The 13,725-nt window shown below is 67.8% G+C and carries 20 protein-coding genes and 1 tRNA gene; 13 read left to right on the top strand and 8 right to left on the bottom strand.

Annotated features, from left to right (window positions below; all coding sequences use genetic code 11):
• The first annotated feature begins 28 nt into the window (after nt 1-28).
• A complete protein-coding gene (locus I7X12_RS14320) occupies nt 29-202 on the top strand; it encodes a hypothetical protein (RefSeq protein WP_198060738.1) in 174 nt (57 codons plus the stop codon).
• A gap of 94 nt (nt 203-296) precedes the next feature.
• Complete coding sequence (locus I7X12_RS14315) at nt 297-1,163, top strand: aldo/keto reductase (protein ID WP_198060737.1); 867 nt, start codon at nt 297-299, stop codon at nt 1,161-1,163.
• Between the two features lie 165 nt (nt 1,164-1,328).
• On the opposite strand, the gene I7X12_RS14310 is transcribed toward I7X12_RS14315, so the two are convergent.
• From I7X12_RS14310 to I7X12_RS14300, 3 genes are read right to left on the bottom strand one after another with little or no spacing between them, the layout of a single operon-like run.
• Nucleotides 1,329-1,523 (bottom strand): cold-shock protein, encoded by a 195-nt coding sequence (locus I7X12_RS14310; protein WP_198060736.1) that lies wholly within the window; start codon nt 1,521-1,523, stop codon nt 1,329-1,331.
• 2 nt (nt 1,524-1,525) lie between these two features.
• Entirely contained in the window at nt 1,526-1,720 is a 195-nt protein-coding gene (locus I7X12_RS14305; RefSeq protein ID WP_006883278.1) for a cold-shock protein, read from the bottom strand.
• Nucleotides 1,720-1,914 (bottom strand): cold-shock protein, encoded by a 195-nt coding sequence (locus tag I7X12_RS14300; RefSeq protein ID WP_006883278.1) that lies wholly within the window; start codon nt 1,912-1,914, stop codon nt 1,720-1,722. The genes I7X12_RS14305 and I7X12_RS14300 overlap by 1 nt, the downstream gene beginning before the upstream one ends.
• A 163-nt stretch (nt 1,915-2,077) precedes the next feature.
• On the opposite strand from I7X12_RS14300, the gene I7X12_RS14295 reads away from it, so the two are divergent.
• From I7X12_RS14295 to I7X12_RS14265, 7 genes are all read left to right on the top strand, one after another.
• A complete protein-coding gene (locus tag I7X12_RS14295; protein WP_198060735.1) occupies nt 2,078-2,830 on the top strand; it encodes a DUF429 domain-containing protein in 753 nt (250 codons plus the stop codon).
• A gap of 71 nt (nt 2,831-2,901) precedes the next feature.
• Nucleotides 2,902-3,120: a hypothetical protein gene (locus tag I7X12_RS14290; protein WP_198060734.1), complete on the top strand. Its 219-nt coding sequence runs from the start codon at nt 2,902-2,904 to the stop codon at nt 3,118-3,120.
• Nucleotides 3,121-3,183: 63 nt separating this feature from the next.
• Nucleotides 3,184-3,870, top strand: a complete 687-nt coding sequence (locus I7X12_RS14285; RefSeq protein ID WP_198060733.1) for a TIGR00266 family protein — start codon at nt 3,184-3,186, stop codon at nt 3,868-3,870.
• Between the two features lie 108 nt (nt 3,871-3,978).
• Entirely contained in the window at nt 3,979-4,347 is a 369-nt protein-coding gene (locus I7X12_RS14280) for a Cdc6/Cdc18 family protein (RefSeq protein ID WP_198060732.1), read from the top strand.
• A 58-nt stretch (nt 4,348-4,405) separates the two neighbouring features.
• A complete protein-coding gene (locus I7X12_RS14275; RefSeq protein WP_198060731.1) occupies nt 4,406-4,549 on the top strand; it encodes a hypothetical protein in 144 nt (47 codons plus the stop codon).
• A 107-nt stretch (nt 4,550-4,656) separates the two neighbouring features.
• A complete protein-coding gene (locus tag I7X12_RS14270; protein ID WP_198060730.1) occupies nt 4,657-5,583 on the top strand; it encodes an LLM class oxidoreductase in 927 nt (308 codons plus the stop codon).
• Between the two features lie 104 nt (nt 5,584-5,687).
• Nucleotides 5,688-6,401, top strand: coding sequence for an RraA family protein (locus I7X12_RS14265; RefSeq protein ID WP_198060729.1), 714 nt, complete (start codon nt 5,688-5,690; stop codon nt 6,399-6,401).
• Between the two features lie 19 nt (nt 6,402-6,420).
• On the opposite strand, the gene I7X12_RS20715 is transcribed toward I7X12_RS14265, so the two are convergent.
• The 3 genes from I7X12_RS20715 to I7X12_RS14255 all read right to left on the bottom strand — a co-directional run bounded on the left by I7X12_RS20715 (nt 6,421) and on the right by I7X12_RS14255 (nt 8,423).
• The gene (locus I7X12_RS20715) at nt 6,421-6,546 is read right to left on the bottom strand and encodes a hypothetical protein (protein WP_269750321.1); all 126 of its coding nucleotides are present in this window, start codon (nt 6,544-6,546) and stop codon (nt 6,421-6,423) included.
• Nucleotides 6,547-6,621: 75 nt separating this feature from the next.
• Nucleotides 6,622-6,867, bottom strand: coding sequence for a hypothetical protein (locus I7X12_RS14260; RefSeq protein WP_198060728.1), 246 nt, complete (start codon nt 6,865-6,867; stop codon nt 6,622-6,624).
• A gap of 98 nt (nt 6,868-6,965) precedes the next feature.
• On the bottom strand, nt 6,966-8,423 hold the full coding sequence (locus tag I7X12_RS14255) for a sulfatase (RefSeq protein WP_198060727.1): 1,458 nt from the start codon (nt 8,421-8,423) through the stop codon (nt 6,966-6,968).
• 482 nt (nt 8,424-8,905) lie between these two features.
• Between I7X12_RS14255 and I7X12_RS14250 the strand changes: the two genes are divergently transcribed.
• The gene (locus tag I7X12_RS14250; protein WP_198060726.1) at nt 8,906-9,268 is read left to right on the top strand and encodes a DUF2892 domain-containing protein; all 363 of its coding nucleotides are present in this window, start codon (nt 8,906-8,908) and stop codon (nt 9,266-9,268) included.
• 216 nt (nt 9,269-9,484) lie between these two features.
• Here the strand turns inward: I7X12_RS14250 and I7X12_RS14245 are convergent.
• Nucleotides 9,485-9,556: transfer RNA gene (locus I7X12_RS14245), tRNA-Thr, on the bottom strand.
• 514 nt (nt 9,557-10,070) lie between these two features.
• On the opposite strand from I7X12_RS14245, the gene I7X12_RS14240 reads away from it, so the two are divergent.
• Nucleotides 10,071-11,339: an RNA-guided endonuclease InsQ/TnpB family protein gene (locus I7X12_RS14240; protein WP_198060725.1), complete on the top strand. Its 1,269-nt coding sequence runs from the start codon at nt 10,071-10,073 to the stop codon at nt 11,337-11,339.
• A gap of 72 nt (nt 11,340-11,411) precedes the next feature.
• On the opposite strand, the gene I7X12_RS14235 is transcribed toward I7X12_RS14240, so the two are convergent.
• On the bottom strand, nt 11,412-12,107 hold the full coding sequence (locus I7X12_RS14235) for a DUF7114 family protein (RefSeq protein WP_198060724.1): 696 nt from the start codon (nt 12,105-12,107) through the stop codon (nt 11,412-11,414).
• Between the two features lie 129 nt (nt 12,108-12,236).
• Between I7X12_RS14235 and I7X12_RS14230 the strand changes: the two genes are divergently transcribed.
• Both I7X12_RS14230 and I7X12_RS14225 read left to right on the top strand, forming a co-directional pair.
• Entirely contained in the window at nt 12,237-12,917 is a 681-nt protein-coding gene (locus tag I7X12_RS14230) for an enoyl-CoA hydratase/isomerase family protein (protein ID WP_198060723.1), read from the top strand.
• A gap of 83 nt (nt 12,918-13,000) precedes the next feature.
• Nucleotides 13,001-13,711, top strand: coding sequence for a DUF3105 domain-containing protein (locus I7X12_RS14225; protein WP_198060722.1), 711 nt, complete (start codon nt 13,001-13,003; stop codon nt 13,709-13,711).
• The last annotated feature ends 14 nt before the right edge of the window (nt 13,712-13,725 follow it).

Below are 13,725 nucleotides of genomic sequence, written 5' to 3'. Positions count from 1 at the left end.
TTTGCGGTCCCGCGCCGTAGCCGCGCGCATGAGCGACGGGGGCCTCTACTGCGGGACCTGCGAGCGGTCGGTGGATCGCGAGACGGCGACCCGCAGCGAGACGATCGCGGACCTGGACCCGACGAAGTGGCAGTCGCTGTGCTGTCCGGACTGCGGGCGGAAGCTGAAGACGGTGTTCGTCGCGCGTGAGCGCCTGAACTGAGTCCCGGACCGCACCGACCCTCGGCCTCGCGAACCCCACGCGTCCTTCCGGCTTCCCCACGGCTTAGTGTGTGGCGGGCCCAGCGGGAACCGGTATGACCGACGACGTACACAACGAGAGCGACACGTTCGACATCGGTGGGGAGCTGACGGTCCACCGGCTGGGCTTCGGCGCGATGCGCCTGACAGGGGAGGGCATCATCGGCCGCCCCGACGACGAGGACAACGCCCGCGAGGTCGTCCACCGCGCGACGGAACTGGGCGTCGACTTCGTCGACACCGCCGACTCCTACGGCCCCGGGACGAGCGAGCGGATCCTCAACGACGCGCTGGCCGAGGTCGACGCCGACCCGGTGGTCGCCTCGAAGGCCGGCCTCCTGCGTCACCGCGAGGGCGAGTGGCCGACACACGGCGACCCGCAGTTCCTCCACAATCAGGTCCTCTGTAGCCTCGACCGGCTGGGTGTCGACAGTATCGACCTCTACCAGTTCCACCGCCCGGACCCCGAGACGGACTTCGAGGACTCCGTCCACGCCTTCGCCGAGATGAAAGACGCCGGGCAGGTCGACCACGTCGGCCTCTCGAACGTCTCCGTCGAGCAGCTGGATCTCGCCCGCGACATCGTCGACATCGCGACGGTCCAGAACCAGTACAACGTCGCCTACCGCGGCGACGAGGACGTACTGCAGGCCTGCGAGGAGTACGACGTCGGCTTCATCCCGTGGGGACCGCTGTACACCGTCGACGACGACGGGGTCGCGGGCGTCCTCGACGAGGTCGGCGAGGCACACGACGCCTCCCGCCGACAGGTCGCGCTGGCGTGGCTGCTCCATCACTCGGACGTGACGCTGCCGATCCCCGGCACCTCCAGCGTCGACCACCTCGAATCGAACGTCGCCGCCTCGCAAGTCGAACTGACCGACGAGGACCTGGCGAAGCTGAACGACGTCGACCCGCAGTAGCGCCGCCGCTCCGCGGTTTTCCTTCTTGTCCCACATCCCCCGGAAGCGGCGGCGCCGCTCGTCGACGTGGGTGATCGGTGACCGACGGGCGCCGTCGCTCGTCGGTCGGAGAGTGGTAGAATGCGGAGTCAGCCCGTCGCTGACGCCGTCGTCGGTGTCAGCGACTTACAGTCGGGTGAGGTTCGACGCGCGCGGGCCCTTGTCGGCCTGCTCGATGTCGAACTCCACTTCCTCGCCCTCTTCGAGGTCCGGGCCGCCGACGTCTTCCATGTGGAAGAACACGTCCTCGTCCTCGTCCTCGGCGTCGATGAAGCCGTAGCCACCGGTGTCGTTGAAGAAGTCGACCGTACCTTTCGCCATCGTTAGAGACGCTCCAGGTTGGTCGCTCGCGGACCCTTGTCGGCCTGCTCGATGTCGAACTCCACTTCCTGCCCTTCTTCGAGGTCCGGGCCGCCGACGTCTTCCATGTGGAAGAACACGTCGTCGTCGGCGTCCTCGGTCTCGATGAAGCCGTAGCCGCCAGTGTCGTTGAAGAAGTCGACCTTACCGGAGGCCATTAGAGGCGCTCCAGGTTGGTCGCTCGCGGGCCCTTGTCGGCCTGCTCGATGTCGAACTCCACTTCCTGTCCCTCTTCGAGGTCCGGACCGCCCACGTCCTCCATGTGGAAGAAAACGTCGTCGTCAGCGTCCTCAGTCTCGATGAAACCGTAACCGCCCGTGTCGTTGAAGAAATCAACCTTACCGGATGCCATTGCAAACGAAGGGATGAGCGGGGGACGTATAGGACTTCCGAGAGAGTCGTTACCACGACACGTCGATTTCGTGAGATTTTCTCGACGGTTGACAGCCCGTCGCGGTCGGCTGTCGGAGGCCGCGGCCGAGGGGTTTTAATCCGGGGGCACGCAGTGTGATACGATGAGCGATGTCGCCGAATCGCTGTACGTCGGCGTCACCCGGTCGGGGACGTCGTGGTTCGCGGTGGCGTTCGACCGCTCGGGGTTCGACCACGCCGCGGTGTTCGACGAGGTCGGAGACCTGTGGGTCCGCTACGAGGAGCGCACCGAGCGCGTCCTCGTGGACGTGCCGGTCGGCCTCGTCGAGGAGGGGGAGGAAGGCCGGCGCTGCGACGACCTCGCGCGGCGCGCGCTGGGTGCGATGAGCGACGCGGTCGTCACCCCACCGGTCAGGGAGGCGACGCGCAAGCGCCGGTACCCCGCCGCCCAGCGCGTCAACGAGCGCAAGGCGGGCCGGGGCATCTCCGAACGAGCGTTCGCGATGAGCGACGCCATCGTGGCCGTCGACGAACTCCTCCAGAACGTCCCCGAGGCCCGGGCGGCGTTCGCGGGGAGCCATTCGGAGGTCTGCTTCCGCGCGTTCGCGGGCGAGGCGCTCGAGCACGACACGGCCTACGCCGCGGGCTACGCCGAGCGGATGCGGACGCTCGCCCAGTACGACCGCGACGCGCCGCCCGTCGTCCAGGCCGCCGCCGCGGCCACCGAGGGACACGAGGTCGCCGTCGCCGACGTGCTCGACGCGGTCGCGCTGGCCTACACCGCCGCCCCGGGCGACGGGACGCTCCGGACGCTCCCCGCGGAACCGCCGACCGACGCCGCTGGCCTCCCGATGGCTATCGCCTACCGGGCCGAGAGCCCGCTCGTGGCCGAGTAACCCCCCGGCCGCTCGGCCCACCGGCCGGGAGCGCCCCGTGCGTTTTTGCGCCCGCCACCCAAATCGGGCGTATGGCCTACACCTGGCAGTACTACGACCTGGTCCTGCTCGGCGTGTTCGCGAGCATGAGCGTCGGCGGCGCGGTCGCGGCGCTCACGTCGGTCGCAGCGACTACGTCGGTGCTCGCCGCCGGATTCGTCGCCGTGGCGCTCATCGGCCACGGCCTGTTCGTCAACGGCCCCGTCGACGGCGCCGACGACCTCACCGACGAGGTCGAGGCACTGAACTGATCCACCCAGCGACCTACCGAGCCGGCGACAAGAGTATCGTCTCGGCGAACCAACAGGGCGTCCATGGAGCACGAGATCTCCCACAGACCGTCGTACGCGCAGTTGACGCTCGACCTCGGTCCCGGTGAGTCCGTCCGGTCGGAAGCGGGCGCGATGGTGAGCAAAGCGCCGTCGATCGACGTCGAGACCAACGCCGAGGGAGGGATCCTCAAATCGCTCTCGCGGTCGCTGTTCGGCGGCGAGTCCTTCTTCATGAACACGTTCTCGGCGCCCGACGGCGGGCAGATACAGCTGGCGCCCGCGCTGTCGGGCGACGTGCAACACCACGACCTCGCCGACGAGACGCTGTACGTCCAGTCCTCGTCGTTCCTGGCCTCGGACCCGACGGTCGAGGTCGACACCGAGTTCGGCGGCGCGAAGACCTTCTTCGGGGGCGAGGGCCTCTTTCTCCTCCGCCTGTCGGGCGCCGGTCCGGTGTTCCTGTCGAGTTACGGGGCCATCGACGAACACGAGGTGACCGCCGACGAGTCGTTCGTCGTCGACACCGGCCACATCGTCGCCTTCGAGGAGGCGCTGTCGTTCGACGTGCGGAAGGTCGGCGGCCTGAAGTCGACGCTGTTCAGCGGCGAGGGGCTGGTCTGCGAGTTCTCCGGCGAGGGGACGGTCTGGACCCAGACCCGCAGTCCCGACGCGTTCCTCTCGTGGCTGATCCCGAAGATCCCCCAGAACAACACGACCACGACGACCTGAGTCGGCGAGGCGAACGGCGGCGCGAGCCGGTGTGCGAGCCGACGCGCCCGTCGAGCGGGCGGCGGATCCCGCACAATCGTTATCACAGATCCGTCCGAAGGGAGCGCCATGACCGAACGAGCCGAACTCGGGTCGGAGTCGCTGTCGACGCGCGCCGTGGCCGCCGGTGTGGTCGAACTGTCCGTGCGCGGCGAGACGCCCGCCCACGCCGGTGAGATCCGACGGGCGTGCAACCAGGCGATGGACGCCGTCGAGAGCGACGTGCTCGGCACGGTGACAGAGGCTGAAGTGTCGCGGACGCTGAACGAACTCGAGGCCGACGGGGTCGTCGAGGGCGTCCGCGACGACACCTCGGCCACCGGAAAGGGGCGACCGAACTACCGGCTGGTGCCGCCCGCCGACGCGATCCGCGCGTCGGTCGCCGACGACGACCGCACCGCGCCGCTGGCCGACCGCATCGTTTCGGACGACGACTGAGCGCCGGCCACCGCGTCGGGCACAAGGCCCATGTATCGTCGGGCTGACGAGCCGGTGTATGCTTCAGGCAGAACTCGAGGTGTGTACGGACTGTGGAGCGGTGCACATGGAAGGTGGCCCCGCGCCGTCGAACGTCAGCGAGTGCTCGGCCTGCGGCAGCCGCGTCGAGGACGTCGAACTCGACGACCTGATCGGGCTCTGAGACCGGTCCCGGTCGGCGACGGGCGACCGAACGCGCGACGCGGTGGCTGCCCGGCGGACGGGCGACGATCAGCACTTTCTCGTCGGCGTCTCCCCAACCGAGGAGCGATGACCGACCACGCGAACCGCGGGTATCGCCGCATGTTCGACGACGACTTTTCCGTCGGCCTCTTCTTCCCGATCACGACCGCCGACGGGCCGATCCCGCCGCTCGGCGAGCAGACCGAACTCGCCGCTTACGCCGAGCGGCTGGGTTTCGACGCGCTGTGGTTCCGCGACGTGCCGCTGTTCTGGCCGAAGTTCGACGACGCCGGGCAGGTGTACGACCCCTGGGTCTTTCTCTCCCATATCGCCGCCAACACGGAGGACGTGGCGCTGGCGACGGGGAGTATCGTCCTCCCGCTGCGCCACCCGCTCCACGTCGCCAAGGCCGCGGCGTCGGTCGACCGACTCTCGGACGGGCGGCTCGTCCTCGGCGTCGCCAGCGGCGACCGCCCGCCGGAGTACGCCGCCTTCGGCGTCGACGAGGACCGCACCGACGAACTGTTCCGCGAGTCCGTCCGGACGCTGCGGACGGTCTGGGCCGAGGAGTACCCCGAGATCGACACACCGTTCGGAAGCCTCGACGGGTCGATGGATCTCCTGCCGAAGCCGACGACCGAGACGCTGCCGCTACTCGTGACCGGCCACGCAGGCCAGTCCCCGGAGTGGATCGGCGAGCGCGGCGACGGCTGGGTGTACTACCAGCGGACCGCCGAGGGCGTGGCCGAGCAGGTCGAGGACTGGCGCGCGGTCGCGGGCGAGAAGCCGTACGTGCAGGTGCTGCACGTCGCGCTCGCCGAGGATCCGACGGCCGGACCGGAGCGAATCCACCAGGGCTACGCCACCGGGACGGACTGGCTGGTCGAGCACGTCCGAGACCTCCGGGACGCCGGCGTCGACCACGTGATGGTGAACGTCCGCCAGACCGACCCCGACCGAGACGTGCGGGCGGTCCTCGACCAGTTCGCCGACGAGGTGCTGGCCGAACTCTGAGCGGCCCGCCGGTTCGTCATCGCTCGAGGCCGGACTCCTCCGGTCCAGTCTGCCGCTACGGACACGCTTTTTCCCGCGTATCGAGTCCCTGGGATAGAACCGCGATGACGCTCACACCCGAGAAACGCGACCGGCTGGAGAACCTTCACAGCGCCCTGATCAACGACATCACCGACGAGATGGGCATCGACGACAACGTCATCCCGGGCACCCGTATCCGCCCCGTCTGGTCGAAAGAGCCGACCGTCGGCACCGCTCACACCGCCCAGCGCGTCGACATCGGGTACGCAGAGGGCGAGTGGGACCCCGAGGACGACGGCGACGACGAGGCCGTCGAGGACGACCGTGACGCCGAGGACATCGACTTCTTCCAGTACCTCGAAGCCACCGACGAGGGCGACTTCGTCGTCATGGCCGCGCCGAAAGACACCGAAGTGGGGCTGTGGGGCGAACTCCTCAGCACGATCGTCCAGGAGAACGGCGCGACCGGCGCGCTCATCGACGGCCCGACGCGGGATTCGACGATGATCGAGCAACACGAGTTCCCCGTCTGGTCGGACGGCCACAGCGCCATCGAGTCGTTCGGCCGCGTCAGTTTTCGGGAATGGGACGTGCCCGTCGAGGTCCACGACGTGACCATCGCACCCGGAGACGTGATATTCGCCGACTACCAGTCGATCGCCGTCGTCGACCCAGATATCGTCGACGAGGTCTTGGAGCGGGGCGAAGAGGAACTCGAACAGGAGAACGCGGTTCGGTCGGACATCCGCGGCGGCGACAGCGTCTACGAAGTGTGGGACCGCTACGGCACGCTGTGAGGAGGCTCCGCTCTCGGTCTCAGAGGTCGAACACGCGCGCGACGACGCCGGCGAGCAGGATCAGTGCACCCAGGACGAACGTCCCGGGGACGGGGAGCACGAACACGAGCGCGCCGGCTGCGAGGATCTTCGTAGAGAGTCTCATCGCGGCCCCGAGTAGTGGTCGCGGACGGATACGGGTTGTGCCGCGACCGGATTCCCTCGGTCTCCCCTGAGCGAGTCAGAGGTCCTGGTCGACGCGGAGCTCCGAGTCGGTGACGGTCGCGACGCTATCGGCTGGCACCTCGATGTCGTCGCCGTCGGCGTCCCCGAAACCGAGTCCCTGGATCCACGACTCGGCGATGTCCGGGTCGGGCTCGACGTAGGCGACCTGTTCGTCGGGGTCGACTTGGGTCACGATGCCGATCTGTTCGCCTTCCACGTCCATGAGGAACTTTCCTTCGTCTTCTGTCGAGAGGACCGTCATGTGACTCGGACTGTTCAGCGCACTGATTGAATAAGTTGACGGACGAGCGGCAGCCGGCACCCTCTCGTCGGGACGGCGAACCGGCGACCACTGCGAGGTCACTGCAGATACCCCAGCTGTTCGAGTCGCGCCTTGCGCTCGGCGCCGATCGAGACGGATTCGCGCTCGCCGGCGGCGTCGACGGAGTCGAGCCACTCGTCGAGCGCGTCGGCCAGCTCGGCGACCCGGTCGGGACGGCGCTCGGACACGTCGGTCGTCTCACCCGGGTCGGTGGCGAGGTCGTACAGTCGCTCTGAGCCGTCGGACCCGCGGACGAGCTTGTGGTCGTCGGTCCGGATCGCGCGCAGCGACCGGTCGTACGTCCGGAGATGTTCAGGTACCCGGCTCAGATTGCGCTCCAGGGCGGCCATCGACGGCTGGGGCGCCGCGTACTCGCTGACGACGAACTCGCGGGCCGGGCTCCCGGCGTCGGGGTGGAAAGACGTGCCGTGGAATCGCTCGCGAGCCGCGGGAGCCTCGATGCCGGCGGCGTCGAGCAGCGTCGGCGCCAGGTCCAGCAGGCTCACGAGGTCGTCGAGGTCCGACCCGCCGGTGAACGCGCCGCCGTGGAGCACGAGCGGCACGCGCACGAGCGTGTCGTAGAGACAGTACTGGTGGTCCATCATGCCGTGGTCGCCGACGTTCTCGCCGTGGTCGGCGGTGACGACCACGAGGGTGTCCTCCCACTCGCCGGCGGCCTGCAGGGCGGCCCGGAGCGCGGCCAGTTGCTCGTCGAAGTAGGTGATCTCGCCGCGGTACAGCGCCCGCAGGAGGGCCAGATCGCGCTCGGAGAGGTCGAGATCGCCGGCCATGAACTGCCAGGGCTCCTGGGGCACGGCCATCGCCTCCTCGTAGGTGGCGCCCTCGGGGAGGTGCCGTTCCGTCGTCTCCCGGGGCGGCCGGTACTCCAGGTGGGGTTCGAGGTAGTTGACGAGCAGGAAGAAGGGGTCCTCGCGCGAGCGGTCGGCGAGCCAGTCCGCGATCCACGAGGTCGACCGCTCGGCGCCGTCGTCGGACCGCTCGCGGACGAACCGCCGGTACAGCGTGTTGGCGGCGTTGACGAGTGGGTTCCCGTCGAAGAGCTTCCGGGCGACGAGGCGGGCGCGACTCTCCGCGGTCTCGTCGACGAGCTCGGAGAGCGCGTTGTCGGACTGGACGAGCTGCCACATCTGGCGGAACTCCTCGAACCCGCGGTCGAAGCCCGACTCGGCGCTGAGCCAGGTGTTGTTCGAGACGCAGACGGTCTCGTAGCCGGCGGCGCGGAACGGTTCGGGCAGGACGGGCAGCCGGTCGTCCAGGCGCTCGTGGTCGGCGTGGGCCCCGTGTTCGGAGGGCGGCGCGCCGGTCAACAGCGAGGCGTGCGAGGGGAGCGTCCACGGGGCCGCCGAAACGGCCCGCGTGGCTCGGGTCCCCGACGTTGCGAGCTCTGCGAGGGTCGGCGCGACCTGCGAATCGTACGCGTCGTCGATCCGTGTCGTGTCGGCGACGACGACGACGACGTTCGGCTGTGTGGCCATTGTCGCCCGGGCTTGGCGGGCGACACCGATAGCAATTGACCGCTTACTTCCGGCGGTTGGGACCGTTTCGCTGCCCCAGCGGGACGCGTTCGGTACCGGCGGCTTACCGGTGGCCGGTGGGACTCCGGCGCGCGCTGCCGATCGAACTCCGTGTACCCGCCGTGTCGGGTAAGGCCGGCTTACGTCGACACTCGTCGACGCGATCCACGGGACCCAGTCGGCGACGACGACCCATCCGAAGCTGGTAAGTCTCTCACAGGAACTCCGTGGCGTGTGTTCGGCCCTCCACCGCGCGGAGTGTTCGTCAGATACGCGACCGTCTGTCCCTTCGTCGTCGAAGCGACGATCGCCGACGTCGTCCTCCGAGCGCAGTTCGCGCCCGCGCGACCGCGACATCCAGTGGCTCCGCGCCGGTACGCCGTCGTCCGTTCGCCACGGATGACAGGCGGCGAGTACAAGGGGGCGGAGTACGTTACTTGCGTATGGACTCGACAGAGTCGGACGACGGCAACGGTCGTATCGCACGCCTGGTTCTCGCCGCCGGCCTCGGCGCGGCCGCGCTCTGGTCGCTTCGAAAGGGCAAACGCCTCCGCGGCGCCCTCGCAGGCCTCGGCGCCGTCGCGCTCGGCTACAGCGCGACGAGCGACGCCGACAGCGTGACCGAACCGCTCGCCGAGGAGTTCGAGATCGACACCGCCGAGAGCGACGACGCGGCGGCCGACGAGAGCGAGAGCGACCACCTCCGCTGTGCGGCCTGCGGCGAGCCGATCGTCGCCGGCCAGATCCGCTCGCCCAACGAGGACGGCGAGACCGTCCACGAGACCTGCCTCGAAGCGACGGCCTGAATCGCCGACACCTTTCTCCGCGCTACACCTCGGTCGACAGCCTCGGGCCTCGCGTCTCAGACGGCGTCGACATCGGTCGCAGTGACTCCGTATGACCGGCAGTGAGGACGCGAATCTGCCGATATCGGCGCTGCTGACGGTCGTGGCACGCCGTACGTGAAGCCAGCCGAGAACCGTCTCCACTGAACGTCGATGGGGTTCGAAAGAGACGCAGTAAGCCTAGGCCGGGATTTGAACCCGGGCTCTCGTCCTTACCAAGGACGCGCTTTACCTCTAAGCTACCCAGGCACCACGTGGGTACGTACACCCGATTTCCGCTTTCTGCGCTCGAATCTACTACACAGCCATATAAGAATCTGATGAAACCCGCCGGGTGTGCCGTACCGTGACAGGAAACTTCGATAATTGACTCTTGAACTACACCCTCTCGATGTATTGGAACACATCTGTAGTCACAGTACCAGTCGTTCTTCTGGTGCGAACAGATAGATACTCCTGAGCAAGAGCGTAGCACTGATCGCGGTATTGAGGGCAACTTCAGAGGAGGTGTCCCATCGCTCAAACACCTCAGTATCATCTCCATGCGTCCCACCCTTGTTTCTAATAGCGCAGTAGGGAGGGGATACACCGTCCCCAGAATCAGAGATTCTGGCGTGCGAACGAATCGCGGAGCGATTCGTCAACGCCGTCATCGTCTCTCAGACACATGCTTGTTACCAGGTCACTGGCCGACGGGGTGACTACTTTCACTCCGGACAGCAAGAGTTGATACGTCTGTCACGTCTCTCTCGAAGTGCGTGGAATGAACTACAACTACAGGTATCGCCTCGAGCCCACGGAACGCCAACGTGAGACGTTGGACTACCACCGTGATACCTGCCGTCAACTCTACAACCACGCCCTGTACCGCTTCACTCAGATTCCCGAAGACGAGAGCACCGTCAAACAGCGTGTCCGGAAGATCCGTGACGAGCTTCCCGACCTCAAAGAGTGGTGGGACGCGCTTACCGACGTGTACTCGAAAGTGCTCCAGCCCACCGTCATGCGGGTCGCCAAGAACATCAAAGCTCTCGGGAAGCTCAAGGAGCACGGCTACAACGTCGGTGAACTTCGGTGGAAGTCACCTCGGGAGTTCCGCAGTTTCACCTACAACCAGTCTGGCTTCGAACTCGACAAGAAGAGTGGTCAGACTGTGCTGTCGCTGTCGAAACTCGCAGACATCCCAATCGAACTCCACCGACCGCTCCCCGACGACGCCACGGTCAAGGAAGTCACGCTGAAAAAAGAGAAAACCGGCGAGTGGTTCGCTATCTTCGGCATCGAGATGGACACAGAACCCCCAGTCAAGCAATCGCTGGAAGAGATCGACGCCGAGGAGGTGGTCGGCATCGACGTGGGCATTCTGAAGTATGCCCACGACACTGACGGGACGGCAGTCGAATCACTCGACCTCTCGGAAGAACGCGACAGACTCGAACGAGAGCAACGGAAGCTCTCGCGCAAAGAGCACGAGTCGAACAATTGGGAGACCCAACGTCAGCGTGTCGCTGCGTGTCACCTCCGAATCAAGCGCAAGCGGCGTGACTTTCTGCACAAACTATCGAACTACTACGCTCGGGAGTACGAACTGGTCGCCGTCGAAGACCTCGACGTGAAAGCGATGCTGGGATCGCCACGTAACGGCCGCAACACGGCGTCGGTAGCATGGAACACCTTCACCGATATGCTCGAATGGAAGTGCAAACGCGAGGGGACGTACTTCATGGAGGTGCAGCCGGAAGGCACCACCAAAGAGTGCGCTCAGTGTGGCGTCGAAACCGACAAACCGCTGTGGATACGTGACCACTCCTGTCCTGCCTGTGGCTTCGAGGCGGATAGAGACGCGAACGCAGCGTGGAACATTCTTTTTCGTGGACTCACCGAACTAGGAGTGGGTCACTCCGAATTAACGCCTGTGGAGACTGCGCTCCCTGCGGACACTGCGGTTGTGTCTGCAAAGCGCGTCGTAGAAACAGGAAGCCCCTGCCTCGAGGAACGACCGGCTACGCCGCGAGTGAGTAGGCAGGGGTAGTTCACGCGTTTCGATTTCGACCCCGCCGTGCGGGCGAACCGCACGGTCAGTCGGGGACGGCGCGGCGACCGCTCAGATCCGTTCGGCGAGCGCCGCCGGCGTCCCGTCGGTGAACAGCGACTCCGCGAGGGGGAGTCGGCCGTCGGTGCGGCCGAGCGCCTCGACGTGGCTCCGCAGGGACTCGGTGACAGACCCGCCGGCCGCGGTGGTGCCGGCGACGGCGGCGAGTTCGAACACGTCGGCCTCGAGATTGGCGTCGAGGCGCTCGTCGCCGGTGGTCCGACGGCGGGTCTGGTCGCCGCCGAACGAGCGGACGACGGCGACCGCCTCGCCGGCGGCCTCCGTGCGGGCGAGCAGGTAGAACCCGCGGGCGACCATCACGTCGGCGACGAGGATGTCCATGTCCGCGTCGTCGGCGTCAGCCCCGACGGTCGGACCCGGTGTCACCGCGTCGGTCACGGCCACGTCGCCCCCGTCGGTCAGTTCGTCCTCGCGCTCCCACGGCGGAGCCCGGGAGAGCGAGCGGGTGAGGCGGAGCCCCTCGTAGATGAGCTGGACGCCTGCCCCGCGGTCGGCGACGGCGCCGGTGTCGACCGACGGACCGTCCGCCGCTCCGGCGACGACTGCGCGGGCGCTCAACACCGTCAGTACGCCGGGTGCCATCGACCCGTCTTCGAGGCGTTCGCGGATCCGCTGGCGGAGGCGGTCGGGCTCTACGTCACCGACCGCGTCCAACGCGGCTCCGCGGACCGCCGCGACTTCCTCCATTGGCGTCAGCTAGCGGTGGGAAGGGCAAAGACCTTTGGAAACGACTTACCGACGAACACCCATGCCGACGCCTGCGACGGCCGATCCGTCGACCTCGGACCGGATCGCCCCCGGAAAGGAGGCCCGCCCGTGATCGAGACCGACGCCGACGGCGACGTGTGCATCCTCACCCTCGACCGCCCCGACCGCCGCAACGCGCTCACGCCGGCCGCCCTCGACGACCTCGAAGCCGCCGTCGACGGCGCCGACGAGCCCGTCGTCCTCCTCCGCGGCGCCGGATCCGCCTTCTGCGCCGGGGCCGACCTCGACGCGGTCGCCGACCTGGCCGACCGCGAGGCCGCCGAGTCGTTCGCTCGCCGCGGCCAGCGGGTCGCGAGGGCCATCGCCGAGGCCGAATCGGTCCTCGTCGCGGCCGTCGACGGCGCTGCCCGCGGCGGCGGCGTCGAACTCGCACTGGCCTGTGACGTGCGCGTCGCGACGCCCGCGGCGACGTTCGCCGAGTCCGGCGCGACCATCGGTCTGCTGGGCGCCTGGGGCGGGACCGTCCGCCTACCCGAGGTCGTCGGGTTCGGCGAGGCGATGGACGTCGCTCTGTCGGGACGAGTTCTGGACGCCGACGAGGCGCTCCGTATGGGGCTCGTCTCCCGCGTCGTCGACGACCCGCGAGCGGTCGCCGCGGAGATCGCCGGAAACGATCCGGCGGCACTACGGGCGATCAAGACCCGTCTGCGCGACGACGGCGACCGCGACGATCGCGAGCGCCGCGAAGCCGCGGCGTTCGCCGAACTGCACGCCGACCTCGAGTGGTAGACGGTCCGACGGGGGAAGACCGTCGGCCGCCGCGACCGTCACAACCGAAACCTTCGAAAGCACCCACCACCCATAGGAAGCTAATGCCGGACTGTGACTACTGCGGGGCGACCGTCGACGGCGAGGACGCCTACCTCGACCACCTCGCCAGCGAGCACGAGGGGGAGCTGGGGTCGATCGACGAACGGCGGGTCGCCGAACGAAGTCCCGACGACGACGGCGGGTTCCCGGTCGGCCCCGCCGTCCTCGTCGGCCTGCTGGCGGCCGCGGGCGGACTCGTGGTCTACGTCACCTTCCTCATGGGCGGGTCGGGCGGAACTGCGGCCGCGAGCAGCCTACCCGACAGCGGCGACGGATCGGTCGTCTCGCAGGTACAAACCGAGGAGTCGAACGGCCTCGACCACCGCGAGCAGGGAACCGAGATCGACTACGAACGCGTCCCGCCGACCAGCGGCGCACACTGGGGCCGCTCGTGGGAGAGCGCCGGCTTCTACTCCGAGCGACCGCCTCTGGAGTCGCTCGTCCACTCGCTCGAACACGGCGCCGTCGTCGTCTACTACGACCCCGCGCAGCTGACCCCCGAAGCCGAGGAGCATCTGCGGGGCTGGGCCACCAACCAGAGCGGCAACTGGCGGAGTTTCATCGCCGTCCCGAACCCCAACCAGAACCCCGAGTCGGCGTACGTCCTCACCGCCTGGACCAAGCGGCTGACGATGGACGAGTACGACGACGCCACGGTCCGCGCGTTCACCGCCGAGTACATCGGTCGCGGCCCGGAGAACCCCGTGCGATAGCGCTCGACCCGAAA

The sequence above is a fragment of the Halosimplex litoreum genome (assembly GCF_016065055.1).
Taxonomy (GTDB): Archaea; Halobacteriota; Halobacteria; order Halobacteriales; family Haloarculaceae; genus Halosimplex; species Halosimplex litoreum.
This window is presented reverse-complemented; position numbering and strand designations above follow the sequence as displayed.